This is a genomic window from Salinibacterium sp. SWN167 (assembly GCF_015864665.1).
Taxonomy (GTDB): Bacteria; Actinomycetota; Actinomycetes; order Actinomycetales; family Microbacteriaceae; genus Rhodoglobus.
Map to the genome: position 1 here is coordinate 412,784 of NZ_JADYWU010000001.1, position 17,700 is coordinate 430,483.

The following is a 17,700-nucleotide window of genomic DNA, read 5'->3' on the forward strand; positions in this document are numbered from 1 at the left end:
GGGGTGGCGTGTAGTGGCTAGCCAAGATTGGTTCGATAAGGACTTCTACAAGGTGCTTGGAGTATCGAAAGATATCTCTGAGGCCGAGTTGAAAAAGACCTATCGCAAACTCGCGCGTCAGTTTCACCCGGATTCGAACCCGGGAGATCCGAAAGCCGAAGAGCGCTTCAAGGAAATTAGTGAAGCGCACTCCGTGCTTTCTGATCCTGAAACGCGCAAAGAATACGATCAGGTTCGTGCCATGGGCTCGGGCGCTCGCTTCCAAGCGGGCGGCCAAGGCGGTCAGGCCGGCGGCTTCGAGGATGTCTTTGGTGGGATGTTTGGCGGTGGCCAGAGTTATGGCGGCCAGAGTTATGGCGGCGGTCAGGGCTATGGGGGAGGTCAGTCGAGCGCGAGCTTCGAAGACCTTCTTGGTGGCATGTTCGGCGGTCAAGCCGGTCCCGGTGGTGGCCCCGGATTCCGGGGTGGCCCCGCAAAGGGCCGCGATTTGGCAGCAAATACGACGCTAGATTTTGCGACCGCGATTAACGGCGAAACGATCAAGCTCCAGCCAGCCGGCGGTCGTCCGATGAACGTCAAGATTCCTGCGGGAGTCAGCGACGGTCAGAAGATCCGCCTCAAGGGCAAAGGCGAGGCGAGCCCCAATGGTGGCCCCGCTGGCGACCTGGTGCTCACAGTCGCTGTGCGCAAGCATCCGGTGTTCGAACGTGACGGCAACAACCTTCGGGTTGTCGTGCCCGTGACGTTTGCAGAAGCTGTGCTCGGCGCCACTATTGAGGTGCCGACGCTGAGCGGTGCACCGGTGAAGCTGAAAGTTGCGCCGGGAACCCCGAGCGGGCGAGTATTGCGCGTAAAAGGTCGCGGGGTCGCTACGACGAAGGCAACTGGAGACCTGCTTGCCGAAGTGCAAGTGGCCGTGCCTAGTCACGTTCCGGATGCCGCGCTCAAGCACCTCAAGGCCTTTGCTGAAGCGATGCCCGCAGAAAACCCGCGGGACGATCTGATTGCTAGAGCCAGGAGCTAATAGTCATGGATGAGCTGAGCCCCGCCTTTGCTATCGCCGTTGCGGCGGAGTTGGCGGGCATGCATCCGCAGACGCTGCGACAGTACGACCGTCTGGGTCTCGTGTCTCCCACGAGAACCAGCGGTCGTTCGCGGCGCTACTCCATGCGCGACGTGATGCAGTTGCGCGAGATCGCAGCCCTCAGTGCTGAAGGTCTCAACCTTGAAGGCATCAAACGAATCCTCGATCTTGAGAATCAAGTGACGGAACTCAGCACGCGCGTTCGCGAACTCGAAGCGGCGCTTGCTGATGAACTCCTTTCGAAGCCCGGCCGCCGCGTCTTCGCCGCCGGTTCTGCTGGTGAGGTGATCTCGCTCAAAGCGGGAACCCGCGCCGAACGCGCCGACCAGGTCGAACTGTGGCGACCTTTCCTGCGGCGCGATAACCAACTTCCGTGGTGATCGTGAGCACCCGATGATGATCCGTGAAGCTCCACCACTCGGCGGTTCCCCCATCTTGCGGCAGCGCTGGAGCGAGGTGACATTCTTGCACTGGCAGGTTGATCCGGCCATGGTGGCTCCGCTGCTGCCGGAGGGATGCCGTCCCGACACGCTCAACGGCAGCACGTGGGTGGGACTCATCGCCTTTCAAATGTCGCAAAGTTCGTTCTTTGGTGGCCCCCGCATCCCGTGGCTCGGCGACTTTCCCGAAGTCAACGTGCGCCTCTACTCTGTTGATGCCCATGGACGACGCGGAGTGGTCTTCCTTTCCCTCGAGGCGTCGCACCTGATTCCAGTGCTCACCGCGCGGCTTGCTTTTGGGCTGCCGTACCAGTGGGCATCGATGAAGATCGGGCAGCGAGACGGACAGATTGCTTACAAAACGAAACGTCACGGACGACCGGATGCGGCATCCCACATCATTGTGAAACCGGTAGCTGACCCGGCGGCGAGCGTTGCGCTCGCGGCTGACCCTCTGGCAACGTTTCTGACCGCGCGGTGGGGGTTTCACGAAACTCATCGTGGACGCACGATCTACTCGCGCAACCACCACGAACCGTGGCCGTTGCAACCGGCCGAACTGGTCTACCTCGATGATGGTTTGCTCGCCGCTGCGGACTTTGAGGGTCTAGCCGATCGCGTTCCCGACTCGGTGATGTACGCGAGCGATGTTACGACGGTGTTTGCGGCACCCCGTCAGCCGGCCCTTGCGCGCCAGCCTCGACCGAGTGCAATCTGGACATCCGCGCCTTCTGCGTAGGTATTTGCAGAAATATTGTGGAATTGCATAGACAATTTTGTGCAACATGGTCTCATCAGCACAAATGAGCATTGCCTCTTGCTCTCGACAGGGACATGATGAGTAACCACACCGTCACACAAGCACAACACGATTGAAACGATGAACCTAGAGAATAAGGGCACGGGGATAGTTCCCGTTCGCGCGTCATTTTCTCGGTTTATCGCCGCAGGCAACGACGCCGAATAACGCAGGAGGCACCATGACGACAGTTCGCGCAGCAATCACACAGACCACTTGGACGGGCGACAAAGAGTCGATGCTCGACAAGCACGAGCAGTTTGCTCGGGATGCGAAGGCGCAAGGCGCCCAGATCATCTGCTTCCAAGAGCTTTTCTACGGTCCGTATTTTGGGATCACTCAGGACAAGAAGTATTACCGTTACGCCGAGCCTGTTGATGGCCCGATCGTTACGCGCTTCCAAGCCCTGGCTAAAGAGCTCGACATGGTCATGATTCTGCCGATCTATGAAGAAGCGATGACGGGTGTGTATTACAACACCGCCGTCGTTGTTGATTCGGATGGCACGAACCTCGGTTCGTACCGCAAGCACCACATCCCTCACCTCGACAAGTTCTGGGAGAAGTTCTACTTCACGCCCGGCAACTTGGGCTTCCCGATGTTCAACACCGCCGTCGGCAAGGTGGGCGTTCACATCTGTTACGACCGCCACTTCCCCGAGGGATGGCGCGAACTGGGCTTGAACGGCGCCGAGATCGTCTTCAACCCCAACGCGACGAAGCCCGGCCTCTCCAACCGTCTCTGGGAGGTCGAAGGCCCCGCAGCAGCAGTGGCCAACGGCTACTTCGTACTTCAGCCCAACCGTGTCGGCCTCGAAGACAACGAGTACGGCGACGAAGCCGTTGACTTCTACGGCACCAGCCAGGTCATCGACCCCCGCGGAAACTTCGTAGGCGAACGTGGCTCAGGAACCGATGAAGAGATCATGATTCGCGATCTCGACATGGACCTCGTGCAGGAGATGCGCGACGACTGGCAGTTCTACCGTGACCGTCGCCCCGACGCGTACCTGTCGATCCCTAAATAAGCCATAACTTCAACCCCCAGGTTGTTTTGGTGCCCGGGGAACAGTAGGCACACGACATCGCAGAGGAGCGAATCATGGCCACCACTCTCATTTCCGGCGGTACGGTCGTCAGCTCAACGGGGCGCGCCCCAGCAGACGTCCTGATCGACGGCGAAGTAATCAAGGCAGTGCTGTCACCAGGCAGCACGCTTTTTGGAACTGACATTGCGGCATCCGTCGACAAGGTCATTGATGCCACGGGAAAGTACGTCATTCCCGGTGGCATCGACGCGCATACGCATATGGAGCTGCCCTTCGGCGGCACCGCGGCAATCGATACCTTCGAGACGGGCACTCGCGCTGCGGCGTGGGGCGGTACGACCTCGATCATCGACTTCGCTGTGCAGACCTATGGGGAGCGTCTTCAGGATTCGCTCGCCGCGTGGCATGGCAAAGCTGCCGGCAACTGCGCCATCGACTACGGCTTTCACCAGATCGTCGGCGACGTCAACGCTGAGTCGCTCAAGGCGATGGAAAAGCTGCCAGACGAGGGCATCACGAGCTTCAAGATGTTCATGGCGTACCCGGGCGTTTTCTACTCGGATGATGCACAAATTCTGAAGGCTATGCAGGTGTCGCGCGACACCGGCCTGATGACGATGATGCATGCCGAGAATGGTCCCGTCATTGACGTTCTCGCCGAGCAGCTCATCGAACAGGGCAAGACTGACCCGTACTATCACGGTGTCGCTCGTGCCTGGGAAATGGAAGAGGAAGCGACGCACCGCGCGATCATGCTCGCGAAGCTCACCGGTGCTCCGCTCTACATCGTTCACGTCAGCGCAAAGCAAGCTGTCGAACAGATCGCCGGCGCTCGCGACCGTGGCCAGAACGTGTTCGCCGAAACCTGCCCGCAGTATCTCTACCTGAGTCTTGAAGAACAGCTGGGTGCTCAAAGTGAGCAGTACGGTCACTTCGAAGGCGCTAAGTGGGTGTGCTCGACTCCGATTCGTTCACGCGAAGAGGGACATCAGGATGCCATGTGGCAGTCGCTGCGCACTAACGATGTGCAGATGGTTTCCACCGACCACTGCCCGTTCTGCATGAAGGACCAGAAAGAGCTGGGACTCGGCGACTTCCGCAAGATTCCGAACGGGATCGGCACCGTCGAGCACCGCATGGACCTCATGTATCAAGGTGTTGTCACCGGTGAGATCACGCTCGAGCGTTGGGTTGAGCTTACGAGCACCACTCCCGCGCGCATGTTTGGTGTGTACGGCCGCAAGGGCGTCATTCAGCCAGGCGCCGACGCCGACATCGTGGTGTACGACCCCCAGGGCCACACCTCGATCGGTATGCCGATTGATGAGAACGGCAACCCCACGGGCAAGAAGCACCACATGAACATGGACCACGCAGCCTGGGAGGGTTTCGAGATCGATGGTCACGTTGACACCGTTATTTCCCGTGGCAAGGTCATCGTCGATGATGACCAGTACATCGGTTCCAAGGGCGACGGTCGCTTCATGAAGCGCGGCCTCACTCAGTACCTGACCTAAACGGTTTCGCTGCAGCATCCGCTGGCTACCACCAGCGGATACTGCACTTTAAACGACTTTCCACCACGAATGAGGAGCCCCATGGACTTCGGAGCAGTACTTCAGACCAACCCGCCGTCAGCACGTACGGTCCAACTAGCGAAGCTTGCAGAGGCGCATGGCTTCACCTACGTCTGGACGTTCGATTCACACATCCTGTGGCAAGAGCCCTATGTGATCTACAGCCAGATTTTGGCCGAGACGCGCAAGGTCATCGTCGGCCCGATGGTCACGAACCCGGCCACCCGCGACTGGACCGTCACGGCTTCGACCTACGCCACGCTTAACGAGATGTACGGCAACCGCACCGTCTGTGGCATTGGCCGCGGCGACTCCGCTGTGCGCGTGACCAACGGCAAGCCGACAACGCTGAAGGATCTGCGGGAGTCGATTCACGTCATCCGTGAACTCGCTAACTCGCGTTCGGTCGAATATGGCGGAGCGCAGTTGCAGCTGCCGTGGAGCAAGGGTTCTGAGCTCGAGATGTGGGTTGCAGCCTATGGCCCGCTCGCGCTCAAGCTCACCGGTGAAGTCGGCGACGGCTTTATCTTGCAGCTCGCTGACCTCGATATTGCCGCCTGGATGATCAAGAAGGTGCGCGACGCCGCTGAGGCTGTCGGTCGCGACCCGATGTCGATCAAGTTCTGCGTTGCCGCGCCGATGTACATCGGTGATGACTGGGAGCACATGCGCGACCAGTGCCGCTGGTTCGGAGGCATGGTGGGAAACCACGTGGCCGACATCGTGAAGAAGTACGGCTCTGACGGAGACGTGCCGAAGGCGCTCACCGACTACATCGAAAAGCGTGAAGGCTACGACTACAACCAGCACGGCCAAGCGGGCAACACGCACGCGGCGTTTGTGCCCGACGAGATCGTCGATCGGTTCTGCGTCATGGGAACCGCCGAGGAGCACATCGAGAAGCTCGAGAAGTTGCGCGAACTCGGTGTCGATCAGTTCGCCGGTTACCTGCAGCACGACAACAAAGAAGAGACCATGCGGGTCTACGGCGAGACGGTAATCCCGGCCCTCACCGAAACAGTGACGGCGAAGGCCTAACCCGATGACGGCAACCCGAAACGATCAGCGTGGGGAGGTTGCCGTCCGCCCTGCGAACCAGTCGGGTGCGGTGGCTAACCCCGCGCGCACTCGGCTGTTCGGCGGTTTCTTGTGGGGAATCGCCGGCGTCGTGCTCATCGCGTTGATCTGGGAGGGCTACAAGTTCTTCGGCCCCGACAACGGTGTGCTCATCGGCGAACTGCGTGTACTTCCGCGCACCACCGACCTTGCCATGCCCCACCTGTGGGACATGCTGACGCGACTCGCAGAGCCCGTCACGCGAGCAGATGGGGCGCTTCCCCTCTGGGCAGTTGTGGCGCTTGCCTCGCTCATGACACTCGGGATCGCTGCCGCCGGCTGGGCTGTCGGAGTGATCGTGGGAGTCGTTTTTGCGCTCCTCATGCAACGCTGGCGTCTCGCCGAATTCGGTCTGCTTCCCTGGATCGTCATCAGCCAAACCGTGCCGCTCATCGCCTTCGCGCCCATCGTCAAAAGCTGGGGCTCGCGAGTCGAGATCGGCTCCTTCGAATGGCAAGACTGGATGTCGGTGGCGCTCATTGCGAGCTACCTGGCGTTCTTCCCCATCACCGTTGGCGCGCTCAAGGGACTGCAGTCTCCCGACCGCATCCACGTTGAGCTCTTCGACACGTATGCCGCTGGCTACTGGCCGACGCTCGTGCGACTGCGCTTGCCCGCCGCCGTTCCATACCTTCTGCCTGCGCTGCGACTCGGAGCAGCGAACGCTGTCATCGGCGCGGTTGTTGCCGAAGTATCCACAGGACTTCAGGGCGGCATCGGACGCTTGCTCATTCAATTTGCCGGTCAAGCATCGGGAGACCCCTCGAAGGCGTGGGGCCCCATCTTCGGCGCAATCGTGCTCGGCCTTGTGGCCGCCGGTTCCGTTGCGCTGCTCGGCATGATTCTCAAGGACTACAGACGAACCGAGGAGGCCGCATGAGCGACCAGATCCCGACCACCACTTCCGCTGCAGAGACGATGACTGGCGCTGCTGGCGCCGACGCCGCCGTGGAAGTTCGCGGACTCAACAAGCAGTTCCAGACCGCCTCGGGCATCGTTCATGCGCTCGAAGGAATCGACCTCACTGTTGAGGCCGGCGAATTTGTCTCGCTCATCGGGCCGTCGGGCTGTGGCAAGTCAACGCTCATGAGGCTCATTGCTGACCTCGATGTTCCGACCTCGGGCGAACTGACCGTGTTCGGTAAGACCGCTACGCAAGCTCGCCTCGACCAGGACTATGGCATCGCTTTTCAGCAGGCCGGGCTTTTGCCGTGGCGCACGGTTGCCGCGAACGTTGCGCTTCCGCTTGAACTGCACGGGGTGGCATCCGCTGCTCGGCGCACTCGCGTTGCTGACCTGCTCGAAATGGTGGGGCTTACCGAGTTCGCCGACCGTTTTCCCGACCAGCTGTCGGGTGGCATGCAGCAGCGTGTGGCGATTGCCCGCTCGCTGGCAGAGCAACCGCGACTGCTGCTGATGGATGAACCATTCGGCGCCCTCGACGAGATGACGCGTGAGAAGATGCAGACCGACCTCGTGCGCATCGCCGCTGACACGGGAGCTGCTGTGGTCTTCGTGACCCACTCAATTCCGGAAGCCGTGTTCCTCTCTGACCGCGTCGTCGTGATGTCGCCGCGTCCGGGACGAATCAGCGACATCATCCCGATGCGATTGGATGCTGCCGAGGGCCGCGAAGAACGCGACGACGACCTGCGCGAAGCATCCTCGTTCTTCGAAATGGTGACCGAAGTGCGTGAAGCACTGCACGGCGGAGCCTCGGATGGGGAAAACCCCGCACCGCGCGCCGCCCGGGGAGTGGACACCCGATGACGACGAACACGACAGCCAACGCGATCATTGGCGCCGGAACCGGAGCCACCCGCAGCAAAGACTGGAGCCCGCGAACGGAGTCGATCCTTCGCGTGGTTGCCCCCGTCACGCTCGGTATCATCGTGCTCGCCATCTGGCAGTTTCTCGTCACCGTTGGTGGCGTCTCCGACTACCTGCTGCCGAGCCCGACTTCGATCATGGCGGAACTGGTCGCGTACTGGCCAGCCGTCGTCTCGGCAACGGTGCTCACCGGAACGAACAGCCTGCTGGGTCTGCTCGTTGGTTCGCTGCTCGGAATCATTCTCGCTGCGGTCGCCGCACGGTGGCGCATCGCAGACCAGATGAGTGCACCGATCATTGCTGCGCTCGCGGTCGTTCCGATCGTGGCGCTGGCCCCGGTGCTCAACTCCATGTTTGGGGCCGACAGCCAGTTCGGTCGCCAAGCGATTGCCGCGATCGCCTCGTTCGTTCCCATCTTCATCAATACCCTGCGCGGGTTCCGCCAAACGCGGCCAGTGCACCGTGACCTCATGAAGGCCTACGCAGCAAGCTCCGGGCAGATGTTGCGCTCGCTCACACTGCCGACAGCCCGCCCCTTTATTCTCACTGGCATCCGTATCGCTTCGTCGCTCGCCGTCATCTCCGCTCTTGTGGCTGAGTACTTCGGTGGACCGCGCGGCGGTCTCGGCAGTCTGATTGCGACCTCGGCAGCCTCAAGCGCGTATTCCCGCGCGTGGGCCTATGTCGGGGCATCCATCGCACTCGGTCTGCTCTTTTACCTCGCGACGCTCGCACTCGAACGACTAGTGCTGCGCCGTGTACCGACCGGGGGCTCCCGATGACAGCACCCCGCGCAGAACAGGGAAGGAGATAACCGCTCCACCAGCTCTACCAGCAGTATCCACTTGCACCGTGAATCTGGAAGGTCTGACATGAAGTTCACCAAACGCCGCGCACTCGCGGCCGGAGCGTTCGCCGTAACGGCAGCGGTCCTCCTCGCAGCATGCTCCACCGCCGAAGAGCCCACCACAGAATCTGGGGAAGCGCTCACTGAAGTGAAGCTCCAGCTCCAGTGGCTGCCTCAGGGGCAGTTCGCTGGCTACTTTGCCGCCGCCGATCAGGGCTACTTTGAAGAGGAAGGTCTTGACGTAGAAATCATCCCGTCGGGCGGCGACATCGTTCCGCAAGACGCTCTCGCCAACGGCGACGTTGACTACGCCGTAGCGTGGGTTCCCAAGGTTTTGGGTTCCATCGAACAGGGCGCCAACCTCACCGATATCGCTCAGATCTTCCAGAAGTCGGGCACCCTTCAGGTGTCGTGGGCTGACTCGGGTATTGACTCGGTCGCCGACTTCGAAGGCAAGAAGATCGGTTCGTGGGGCTTCGGAAACGAGTGGGAAATCTTCGCAGCAATGGCTGCGGAAGGCCTCGACTCCTCCACCGTGCAAATCATTACGCAGGACTTCAACATGAACGCCTTCCTGCAGGGTGACATCGACGCCGCGCAGGCCATGACGTACAACGAGTACGCTCAGCTGCTCGAGTCGACCGACCCCGACACCGGAGAGCTCTACCAGCCCTCTGACTTCAACGTCATCAGCTACGAAGACACCGTTGGCGCCATGCTCCAGGATGCAATCTGGGCTGACACCGAGCGTCTCGACAGCGACGAGGACTACCAAGAGACCACGGTCAAGTTCCTCAAGGCTGTAGTTAAGGGCTGGATCTACTCGGCTGAGAACCCTGAAGGTGCTGCCGAAGGCACCGTTGCTGCTGGTTCCGGTTGGGGCCCCAGCCACGAACTGTGGATGGTCAACGAAACGAACAAGCTGATCTGGCCGGCCGAGAACGGCATCGGCGTCATCGATGAAGCCGCGTGGGACCGCACCGTTGAAGGCGCCATCAGCGCCGTCAACGAGACGGGCGCAAGCCCCATCACCACGGCACCGCCGGCAACGGCATGGTCGAACGACTGGATCATGCAGGCACTTGAAGAGCTCGAAGCCGAGGGTGTTGACACCACCGGTTCCAGCTTCGCACCGATCGATGTCACCCTCCTCGAGGGCGGCAACTAGTCACACTGAATAACCGCTAGACGGATGCCGCCCTTACGCTTGTGAGGGCGGCATTCGTTTCGTTGTTGCACGGCATCACTTGCCACCGAGCGACACTCGCAGTACCAGTTTCATGTCAGCACCGCGTAATCACTCTGAAGGGCCAGCGCCATGACCGAGCACGACTCCCGAGACCTCGATGCGTACGCGCTCGAACTCGATCAGGCCCACATCTTTCATTCGTGGTCGGCGCAGACTCCCGCCCATGCTTCCGCCGTGAGCATCAAGAGTGGGCTCGGCACCCGCGTGTGGGATCACGCCGGGAATGAATATCTCGACTTTTCTAGCCAGCACGTCAACGTGAATCTGGGGCACCAGCATCCGGCCCTGCTTGAGGCAATCCGGGTGCAGTCTCAGCTGCTTGCGACGATCTCGCCGCCGACGGCCAACGTGACCCGTGGTGAGGCCGCGAAGCGACTGGCCGCGGTCGCGCCCGAGGGCTTCAATCGCGTGTTCTTCACCAATGGCGGCTCGGACGCCAACGAAAATGCCATGCGGATGGCGCGGCTCTACACCGGGCGCGACAAGATTCTTTCGGCGTACCGGTCGTATCACGGCAACACCGGCAGCAGCATTGTGGCCACGGGGGATCCGCGCCGTATCCCGAACGAGTTCGCGCGCGGGCATGTGCACTTCTTTGGTCCGTACCTGTACCGCTCCGAGTTCTGGGCGACGACGCCCGAGCAGGAGAGCGAACGTGCACTGCAGCATCTGCGGCGCGTGATCGAAGCGGAGGGCGCGGAGACAATCGCTGCCGTGCTTTTGGAGCCGATTCCGGGAACTCCGGGCATTCTGGTGCCGCCGGCTGGCTACCTCGCTGGCGTGCGCGAACTGTGTGATCAGCACGGCATTCTGCTGATCTTCGACGAAGTGATGTGCGGGTTTGGGCGCACCGGTGAGTGGTTCGCGTTCGATGCCTTCGACGTGCGGCCCGACCTCATCACCTTCGCCAAGGGAGTGAACTCGGGCTACGTTCCCGTCGGCGGCGTGATCATCGACGACCCGATTGCAGCGTTCTTCAACGACCGGGTGTTCCCCGGCGGGTTGACGTATTCGGGGCATCCGCTGGCCGCCGCCACAGTTGTGGCCTCGCTCGACACGATCGCCTCCGAAGGCGTGCTTCAGCACGTGCGCGATATCGGGGAGAACCACATTGGGCCGGCCTTGAACGTGCTCGCCGAACGCCATCCGTCGATCGGTGAAGTGCGCGGTCGTGGAGTGTTCTGGGCGATCGAACTTGTGACCGACCGGGGCACTCGTGAACCCGTTTCCGCCGCGACCATGGGGCGTATTCGGGCTGGCCTCGTGGAGCGCGGTTTGCTGCCCTTCGTGACCGAAAACCGCATCCAGGTGCTGCCACCGTGCGTCGTCACTGCCGCCGAAATCGCCGAGGCGATGGAGATCTACGATGCGGTGCTGACGGCCGAACTGGGCTAGCTGAAGCAGAAGTCTTTCGCTGGGGTGAGACGCGGACACATCGTCGCGCGTTTTTCGGCAAGCGCACAGGGGAATGGATCACACTCAGGGGAGCACCGCCGCAGATTCACCCTCTGAGAAAAGTTTGAGCCATGATCCCCCGCAGCGCAGAACGACCTCATCGTCAGGTCGACGCTGCGCCCACACAGCGCGTGAGCACCTCCTTTTCTCGTCTGCTGCGAGCGTCCTGGCAGCTCGTTGCGATGACGTTCCTCGCGCTGGCGCTCATCACCGGCATCGTGGCGATGCATTCGCTCGTGTCGTCCGGCTCGCATTCTGAGATGACGATGGCGGCCACGATGTCTATGGGCGACGGCGCTGCAACGGAAGCAGCGCCGGCTGGCGCCGCCCTTGCCGCCCTTGCTGCGCTCGATTGCTCCGGATGCGGGGGCGAGGCATCCATGGTTCTCATGTGGTGCGTGCTCGCACTGCTGACCGTCGCGCTCCTTCTGGCGGCGCCTGCCGTGATTCGAGGCTGGGGCCGTTTCCTCAGCCAGCGGTCGTTGCTTGCGGTGCTCGTCGCTCGGTGGGCTCGTGCTGTCGCCCCGCGCCCGAATCTCGCCACTCTCTGCATTAGTCGAACCTAGGAAGCGCCCTGTCGACTCAGCGTCGACGCGCTCTTCGCGCGACCGTTCTGGTCACGCTCCTACTAATGACTTATGTGGAGAACTAAAAGATGAATACTCGTTCGGCGGCTACGGCCGCAATTGCCCTGACGGCGCTACTGACGCTGTCAGGATGTGTCAACGGAATGACCGACGTGGGGCCCAACTCCGACTCGTCATTCACCAACGCGGCCACAGCCGCTGACGCCAACATGACGGATGTGATGTTCACGGCGATGATGATTCCCCATCACGAGCAGGCCGTGGAGATGGCCGATATGGTGCTCGCCAAGGACGAAATCGACGAGCGCGTCGTTGCGCTCGCCCAAGATATCAAGGCCGCGCAAGGCCCCGAGATCGACCTCATGAGTGGCTGGCTCGATGACTGGGGCATCGACATGGGCGATGGCATGGGCGAAATGAGCGGCATTGATGGCATGGCCCATGGCGACGGGATGATGAGTGAATCCGACATGGAGGAGCTCAACGCGGCCAGCGGAGACGAGGCCTCGCGCTTGTTTCTTGAGCAGATGATCGTGCACCATGAGGGAGCGATTGATATGGCGCAACCGGAGTTGGATTCCGGGCAGAACGCGGATGTTATCGAGCTCGCTCAGAAGATTATGGACGCGCAAACTATCGAAATCGCGCTCATGCGCGACATCCTTAGTTCTCTGTAGCGGAAAAGGGCCTGCCGCTTACGAGCGGTGGGCTCGCCCGCGCCGCAACGACGGCCTTATTCGGGCACGAACTCCTGACGCACAGCACCGTTGGTTGCGCTCTCGATATAACCGAAGTCGTGGTCGCTATTCAGGATGATGGCGTCGTTAGCCAGGGCATAAGCGGCGATCAGGCAATCAAAGGCGCCGGCCGCGCGTACGCGACCGTTAGCCCACAGGGCGTGCTGAATGTCGAGGGCCTGGCTGGTCGAAGGGTGTTCGAGCGCAGGGAGCAAATGTTCCATGTCTTCGCGCAGCTCCGCGTACTCGGCATCCGTTCGCGCTGAATGGCAGTACTCCAGCACTTGGGGCGGGCACGTCAGGATGAGGTGTTGAGGCGAAAGCGACCGCAGGCGTGCCGCAATCGTCGGGCTCCTGCTGGCTTTCTGCCAGATGCTGTTGTCGACGAGGTAGGTGGCCACTACTGAGCGGTCGGTCGCGCTGTGGGAGCGCCGATCTGATCGTCATCAAACGTGCGACCGATGATGCGCTCAACGGCAGCCGGTTGGCGGCGCAACGCGATAAGAGTGCGCAGCGCTAAATCGACCGTCTCTCGGTTGCTGCGTGAGCCGGTGAGGTCTCGCGCGGTCCGCAGTTCGGTGGGATCGATGTCGATGGATGTCACGGTCATGAGTGGCCCCTCTCTATATACCTCAATATATAGCACGAGGCGCCTCGGCGACGAGGCTGTGGAGGCTACTCGCGCTCGTCAGCCCCGCGCGCCAGGCGCTGCGAAACCCACACGGGGATGAACGAGGCGAGAATCACGACGGTCGCGACGACGTTGACCATGGATGCCTCGTTGGGTCGTGCCATCTGGTTCATGATCCAGAGTGGCAGGGTGTCGACACCGGGCGGGGCGGTGAAGATCGTGACAACAACCTCGTCGAAGCTCAGCGCGAACGCGAGAATTGCACCGGCCACGAAGGCGCTGCGAAACTGCGGGAACGTCACGAGCCGGAAGGTCTGCAGCGGCGTCGCTCCGAGGTCGCGCGAGGCCTCTTCGATGCTCGGGTTGATGCGGCGCAATCGAGCAAACACGTTGTTGAAGACCATGACGATACAGAACGTTCCGTGCGCGATGATCATCCCGAAATAGCCCACGTCGATACCGATGGGTTCGAGAATCTGGTTATACGTGTTGTTGAGGGCAACACCGGTCACGATGCCGGGTAGCGCGATCGGGAGAACGACAAGCAGGTTCACGCTCTGCTTACCGAAGAAGGTGTAGCGCTGCAGGGCGAAGGCGACGAGCGTGCCCAGGATGAGCGCGATGGCGGTAGCGCCGAGCCCCACCAGCACAGAGTTCAGTAGTGCAGCCCGAATGGGCTCGTCGATGAACGCAGCTTCCCACCAGACGGTGGAGAACTCGGCGATCGGCCAGCTCGACAGGCGCGCGGCGCTGAACGAGTTGATCACGACGAGGAACAGCGGGATGTACATGAACGCGAGGGCGATCGCGACGATAGTGCCGAGGGTGAACTTGGCGCCGAGGGAGAGTCTCAACATGGCGGCATCACATCCGTTCTAGTGCGCCGGTGCGCTGCACACTGACGAGGTAGATGACAACAAAGGCGATCGGCACGAGCGAGTACGCGGCGGCGATCGGGGGGTTCAGGTTGATGTTCGAGGCGATGATGCTGCCGATCATCTGCGTCGACCCACCCACGAACTTGGCGGCGATGTAGTCGCCCAGGCTGAGGGAGAACGTGAAGATCGAGCCGGCGATAATCGCGGGCTTGATAAGGGGGAGAACGACAGTGCGGATGGTGAACCCAGCCCCAGCTCCCAGGTCAGAGGAAGCGTCGAACAGGTTCGGGGGCAGCTGACGGATCGCGGTGTAGACCGGCACCGCCATGTACGGCAGCCACAGGTAGGTGAGCGTCAGCACGACGGTGACGATGCTGAAGCCGGGGCCGCTGATGCCGAGCGGGCCGAGCATCGAGTTGAAGAAGCCGTCTTCGGTGAAGGTAATGCGCATGGCCAGAATCTTCACGAGGTAGCCGGCCCAGAGCGGCAGAGTGATCGCGACGGCCAGAATGGCGCGCAGCTTGGGCGAGGCGACCTTCGCCATGAAGATGCCGAGCGGCACCGAGATCAGGATGCTCAACGCCGTGACCGCGAGGGCGATGCCGAGGGTGCGCAGCGAGGTGGTGGCATAGGCGGGGTTCGCGATGATCTGCTCAAAGTTGCGGAGAGTGAAGCCCGGCTTCACCTTGGAAGTGAAGGGGTCGGTCACCCAGAACGCCGTCACGAGAAGCATGACGAGCGAGAAAATGTAGATGCCGATGAGCCACAGCATGGGCAGCGCCAGCAAGGCCGAGAGTTGCGCGCGGCGATTCATGGGAGTCCGATCGGTTGGTGCGTGGAGAGAAGTGCGGGTGCGAAGTTCAGGTAGCGAAGTGCGGGTCGAGCGAGGGATGAGGGGTGAGCGAGCGAGGCCGCCCACCCCTCGGGCTAGCTAGCTCTTGACGGTGAGCCAGGCATCCGTCCACTGCTGGAAGTTCGTGCAGGTGACGTCAGTGCGACCATCGATGCACTGCTCGATGGGGGTGGTCCAGAACCAGACGTTGCTGAAGTACTCTTCGTCGGTGGCGTTGAAGTACTCGCAGTGGGCTGCGGCTTCGTCGCTCGTGTCGCAGAAGGCAGCGTTGGCGGGAGCCATACCGAAGTTCGTGGCGATAGCGCCGTTCACTTCGGCGGAGCTGGTGTAGTCAACCCAGGCGTAGGCACAGTTGGGTGATTCCGATTCGGCGGCGATCATCCAGGCGTCCGACCATCCGGTTGATCCCTCTTCAGGAAGAACGCTCTTGAACTTGTCGTCGTCGGTGAGCTTGCGCAGGATCTCCCACGAGGTGCCGAGTGAGGTGGTTCCACCGGCGAACGAGGTGATCTGAGCGGCAGGGTCAGCCCAGTACTCGGAGACGATCTTGTTCTGCTGCTTGAGCAGGTCGATCGCAGCGTCGAGCTGGTCCTGGTCGAGGGCGTACGGGTTGGTGATGCCGAGGTCAGGCTCGTGAGCCATCAGGTACACGGCAGCGTCAGCAATGTAGATCGGTGCGTCGTACGCGATGATCTCGCCGGCGTAGGGGCTGTCAGCTTCCCACGCAACATCCCAGCTCGTGGGCTCTTCGGTCACAACATCGCTGTTGTACTGCAGGATGTTGGCGCCGCGGCCGATCGGAACACCGTACGACTGGCCGTTGATGGTGTCATAAATCTGACCCTTCATGCCCTCAACGATGTCGTCACCGAAGTTGGGAACCAGGTCGAGGTTGATCGGCTGAACGTCGCCACCCGCGATGAGGCGAAGGCTCGCGTCACCCGAAGCGGAGACGAGGTCGTAGTCACCCGTGCGCATGAGCTGAACCATTTCGTCGCTGGTGCCAGCAACGCGACGGTTGACCGTGCATCCGGTTTCTTCAGTGAAGGCGTCGGACCACGCGGGCTCAACGAAACCGCTCCACGCGATGATGTTGACTTCGCTTTCCATCTCGCCCAGCTCTTCGAGCATGGGGATGTCGGGCACGTCGATGCTGAGGCCGCCGGTGGCGGTGCTGTCGGTATCAGCCGAACAGCCGCTGAGGGCGAGAGCGGCAACAGCGATAAACGCTGCGCCGGTCATGATCTTGAATCGCATGATGACTCCTTGTGTGATTGGTGGGGTGTAGTGCGGATGCTGTGTGACTGTGGCTGGCCCGGTTGTGCCGGATTTGCCGGTATTGCAGGGGTGATCTGTGGGGCGATGTGCCTGTTGGCCGATCGGTTAGCCGATGCGCGAGGCGTGGTCGGTAGTCCATTCGACGCGCACTCGGTCGCCGCGCGCGAAGGCGGATTCAGCGGAGGGATGGTGGTCGTTGGCGCGTTCGGCAATCACGCGAACACCCGATTCGGTGTCAACGAGAAAGCGCGTGGTGGGCCCGGTGTAGACGGTTTCGGCGACCGTGCCGAGCAACGAGACGGTTCCGGCGCTCGCCGCAGTGTCGGCGGTGAGCAGGCGCACACGTTCGGGGCGCACGCTCGATTGCGCGCCATCCGCAGAGAGCTCGGCGGGGATGAGGTTCGAGAGTCCCAAGAAGCGGGCGACGAACTCGGTCGCGGGGAATTCGTACACTTCGCGGGCGGTGCCGACCTGTTCGACGCGGCCGTTGTTGAAGACGGCGACGCGGTCGCTCAGAGTGAGGGCTTCTTCTTGGTCGTGAGTGACGAAGATGAAGGTGATGCCGACTTCACGCTGAATTTGTTTGAGCTCGATCTGCATTTCTTCGCGCAGTTGCTTGTCGAGGGCGCCGAGCGGCTCGTCGAGCAGCAACACTTGCGGGCGCAGGATCAGCGCGCGAGCCAGGGCGATGCGCTGGCGTTGGCCGCCCGAGAGTTGGTGGGGCAGGCGGTCGGCGACGGCCGAGAGCCGAACCTGTTCGAGCGCTACGCCCACTTGGGTCGCGCGTTCGGCTCGACTGACGCCGGCAACGCGCAGGCCGTAGCCCACGTTCTCGGCGATCGTGAAGTGCGGGAACAGCGCGTAGTCCTGAAACACGGTGTTGACCTGGCGGGCGTGCGGCGGAACGGCGGTTACGTCGGTGCCGGAGAGGTGGATGCTGCCACTCGTGACGTTCTCGAAGCCGGCGATCATCCGCAGCACGGTGGTCTTGCCTGATCCGGAGGGGCCGAGCATCGAGAGAAACTCGCCGGGCTTCACGTCGAGGTCAAGCGCCTCGACGGCGGTGAAGTCGCCGAACTTCTTGGAGACGCCGGCGAGGCTGACGGCGCCGGGCGCGGGAGCGGCATCCGTGGGGGACGGGGCTTGCTGAGCGGACGCGTGCACGGGTGACTCCTTGGAACGACGGTGATCTCTGAGTGAGAGTAAACCTATAGAACCAGAGTTCATATTTCAAGCGTGTGTCCAAATCGTCACAAAAGGGCAACGGCTCAGGTGATCAGTGCGAGAATTG

19 protein-coding genes are annotated in these 17,700 nt (G+C 61.7%); 13 read left to right on the plus strand and 6 right to left on the minus strand.

Annotation, left to right across the window (positions count from 1 at the left end):
• The first annotated feature begins 13 nt into the window (after window positions 1-13).
• From I6E60_RS01950 to I6E60_RS02010, 13 genes are all read left to right on the plus strand, one after another.
• Window positions 14-1,024, plus strand: a complete 1,011-nt coding sequence (locus I6E60_RS01950; RefSeq protein WP_197178600.1) for a DnaJ C-terminal domain-containing protein — start codon at window positions 14-16, stop codon at window positions 1,022-1,024.
• Between the two features lie 5 nt (window positions 1,025-1,029).
• Window positions 1,030-1,464: a heat shock protein transcriptional repressor HspR gene (locus tag I6E60_RS01955; RefSeq protein WP_197122530.1), complete on the plus strand. Its 435-nt coding sequence runs from the start codon at window positions 1,030-1,032 to the stop codon at window positions 1,462-1,464.
• Window positions 1,465-1,480: 16 nt separating this feature from the next.
• On the plus strand, window positions 1,481-2,263 hold the full coding sequence (locus I6E60_RS01960; RefSeq protein WP_231601099.1) for a YqjF family protein: 783 nt from the start codon (window positions 1,481-1,483) through the stop codon (window positions 2,261-2,263).
• A 241-nt stretch (window positions 2,264-2,504) separates the two neighbouring features.
• Entirely contained in the window at window positions 2,505-3,350 is an 846-nt protein-coding gene (locus tag I6E60_RS01965; RefSeq protein WP_129072489.1) for a nitrilase-related carbon-nitrogen hydrolase, read from the plus strand.
• A 74-nt stretch (window positions 3,351-3,424) separates the two neighbouring features.
• The gene (gene hydA, locus I6E60_RS01970) at window positions 3,425-4,888 is read left to right on the plus strand and encodes a dihydropyrimidinase (RefSeq protein WP_197178603.1); all 1,464 of its coding nucleotides are present in this window, start codon (window positions 3,425-3,427) and stop codon (window positions 4,886-4,888) included.
• Window positions 4,889-4,969: 81 nt separating this feature from the next.
• Window positions 4,970-5,986: a TIGR03842 family LLM class F420-dependent oxidoreductase gene (locus I6E60_RS01975; protein WP_197122535.1), complete on the plus strand. Its 1,017-nt coding sequence runs from the start codon at window positions 4,970-4,972 to the stop codon at window positions 5,984-5,986.
• Between the two features lie 4 nt (window positions 5,987-5,990).
• Window positions 5,991-6,944 (plus strand): ABC transporter permease, encoded by a 954-nt coding sequence (locus I6E60_RS01980; protein WP_197122537.1) that lies wholly within the window; start codon window positions 5,991-5,993, stop codon window positions 6,942-6,944.
• Entirely contained in the window at window positions 6,941-7,834 is an 894-nt protein-coding gene (locus tag I6E60_RS01985) for an ABC transporter ATP-binding protein (RefSeq protein ID WP_197122539.1), read from the plus strand. Before I6E60_RS01980 ends, I6E60_RS01985 begins: the two co-directional genes overlap by 4 nt.
• The gene (locus tag I6E60_RS01990; protein ID WP_197122541.1) at window positions 7,831-8,676 is read left to right on the plus strand and encodes an ABC transporter permease; all 846 of its coding nucleotides are present in this window, start codon (window positions 7,831-7,833) and stop codon (window positions 8,674-8,676) included. Before I6E60_RS01985 ends, I6E60_RS01990 begins: the two co-directional genes overlap by 4 nt.
• A 90-nt stretch (window positions 8,677-8,766) precedes the next feature.
• Window positions 8,767-9,909: an ABC transporter substrate-binding protein gene (locus I6E60_RS01995; RefSeq protein WP_197122542.1), complete on the plus strand. Its 1,143-nt coding sequence runs from the start codon at window positions 8,767-8,769 to the stop codon at window positions 9,907-9,909.
• Window positions 9,910-10,059: 150 nt separating this feature from the next.
• Window positions 10,060-11,385 carry an aspartate aminotransferase family protein gene (locus I6E60_RS02000; RefSeq protein ID WP_197178605.1) on the plus strand — a complete coding sequence of 442 codons (1,326 nt, stop codon included), beginning with the start codon at window positions 10,060-10,062 and terminating at the stop codon, window positions 11,383-11,385.
• A 131-nt stretch (window positions 11,386-11,516) separates the two neighbouring features.
• On the plus strand, window positions 11,517-12,011 hold the full coding sequence (locus I6E60_RS02005; RefSeq protein ID WP_197178607.1) for a DUF6153 family protein: 495 nt from the start codon (window positions 11,517-11,519) through the stop codon (window positions 12,009-12,011).
• A gap of 89 nt (window positions 12,012-12,100) precedes the next feature.
• Entirely contained in the window at window positions 12,101-12,709 is a 609-nt protein-coding gene (locus I6E60_RS02010) for a DUF305 domain-containing protein (RefSeq protein ID WP_197178609.1), read from the plus strand.
• Window positions 12,710-12,765: 56 nt separating this feature from the next.
• On the opposite strand, the gene I6E60_RS02015 is transcribed toward I6E60_RS02010, so the two are convergent.
• The 6 genes from I6E60_RS02015 to I6E60_RS02040 all read right to left on the minus strand — a co-directional run bounded on the left by I6E60_RS02015 (window position 12,766) and on the right by I6E60_RS02040 (window position 17,573).
• Window positions 12,766-13,170: a PIN domain-containing protein gene (locus I6E60_RS02015; RefSeq protein WP_197178611.1), complete on the minus strand. Its 405-nt coding sequence runs from the start codon at window positions 13,168-13,170 to the stop codon at window positions 12,766-12,768.
• Window positions 13,170-13,379: a type II toxin-antitoxin system VapB family antitoxin gene (locus I6E60_RS02020; RefSeq protein ID WP_197178613.1), complete on the minus strand. Its 210-nt coding sequence runs from the start codon at window positions 13,377-13,379 to the stop codon at window positions 13,170-13,172. The genes I6E60_RS02015 and I6E60_RS02020 overlap by 1 nt, the downstream gene beginning before the upstream one ends.
• 65 nt (window positions 13,380-13,444) lie before the next feature.
• Window positions 13,445-14,257 (minus strand): ABC transporter permease, encoded by an 813-nt coding sequence (locus tag I6E60_RS02025; protein ID WP_197178615.1) that lies wholly within the window; start codon window positions 14,255-14,257, stop codon window positions 13,445-13,447.
• Between the two features lie 7 nt (window positions 14,258-14,264).
• Window positions 14,265-15,092: an ABC transporter permease gene (locus I6E60_RS02030; protein WP_197178616.1), complete on the minus strand. Its 828-nt coding sequence runs from the start codon at window positions 15,090-15,092 to the stop codon at window positions 14,265-14,267.
• A 117-nt stretch (window positions 15,093-15,209) separates the two neighbouring features.
• Window positions 15,210-16,388 carry an extracellular solute-binding protein gene (locus I6E60_RS02035; protein WP_197178617.1) on the minus strand — a complete coding sequence of 393 codons (1,179 nt, stop codon included), beginning with the start codon at window positions 16,386-16,388 and terminating at the stop codon, window positions 15,210-15,212.
• A gap of 126 nt (window positions 16,389-16,514) precedes the next feature.
• Entirely contained in the window at window positions 16,515-17,573 is a 1,059-nt protein-coding gene (locus I6E60_RS02040) for an ABC transporter ATP-binding protein (protein WP_197178618.1), read from the minus strand.
• Window positions 17,574-17,700: the final 127 nt, after the last annotated feature.

Bases quoted from the DNA above. Each gene is read 5' to 3' on its own strand.
- I6E60_RS02030 (WP_197178616.1), bottom strand. From the start codon at position 15,092: ATGAATCGCCGCGCGCAACTCTCGGCCTTGCTGGCGCTGCCCATGCTG.
- I6E60_RS01955 (WP_197122530.1), top strand. From the start codon at position 1,030: ATGGATGAGCTGAGCCCCGCCTTTGCTATCGCCGTTGCGGCGGAGTTG.
- I6E60_RS01965 (WP_129072489.1), top strand. From the start codon at position 2,505: ATGACGACAGTTCGCGCAGCAATCACACAGACCACTTGGACGGGCGAC.
- I6E60_RS01980 (WP_197122537.1), top strand. From the start codon at position 5,991: ATGACGGCAACCCGAAACGATCAGCGTGGGGAGGTTGCCGTCCGCCCT.
- I6E60_RS02025 (WP_197178615.1), bottom strand. From the start codon at position 14,257: ATGTTGAGACTCTCCCTCGGCGCCAAGTTCACCCTCGGCACTATCGTC.
- I6E60_RS01985 (WP_197122539.1), top strand. From the start codon at position 6,941: ATGAGCGACCAGATCCCGACCACCACTTCCGCTGCAGAGACGATGACT.
- I6E60_RS02010 (WP_197178609.1), top strand. From the start codon at position 12,101: ATGAATACTCGTTCGGCGGCTACGGCCGCAATTGCCCTGACGGCGCTA.
- I6E60_RS02035 (WP_197178617.1), bottom strand. From the start codon at position 16,388: ATGCGATTCAAGATCATGACCGGCGCAGCGTTTATCGCTGTTGCCGCT.
- I6E60_RS01990 (WP_197122541.1), top strand. From the start codon at position 7,831: ATGACGACGAACACGACAGCCAACGCGATCATTGGCGCCGGAACCGGA.
- I6E60_RS01995 (WP_197122542.1), top strand. From the start codon at position 8,767: ATGAAGTTCACCAAACGCCGCGCACTCGCGGCCGGAGCGTTCGCCGTA.
- hydA (WP_197178603.1), top strand. From the start codon at position 3,425: ATGGCCACCACTCTCATTTCCGGCGGTACGGTCGTCAGCTCAACGGGG.
- I6E60_RS02020 (WP_197178613.1), bottom strand. From the start codon at position 13,379: ATGACCGTGACATCCATCGACATCGATCCCACCGAACTGCGGACCGCG.
- I6E60_RS02000 (WP_197178605.1), top strand. From the start codon at position 10,060: ATGACCGAGCACGACTCCCGAGACCTCGATGCGTACGCGCTCGAACTC.
- I6E60_RS01975 (WP_197122535.1), top strand. From the start codon at position 4,970: ATGGACTTCGGAGCAGTACTTCAGACCAACCCGCCGTCAGCACGTACG.
- I6E60_RS02005 (WP_197178607.1), top strand. From the start codon at position 11,517: ATGATCCCCCGCAGCGCAGAACGACCTCATCGTCAGGTCGACGCTGCG.
- I6E60_RS01960 (WP_231601099.1), top strand. From the start codon at position 1,481: ATGATCCGTGAAGCTCCACCACTCGGCGGTTCCCCCATCTTGCGGCAG.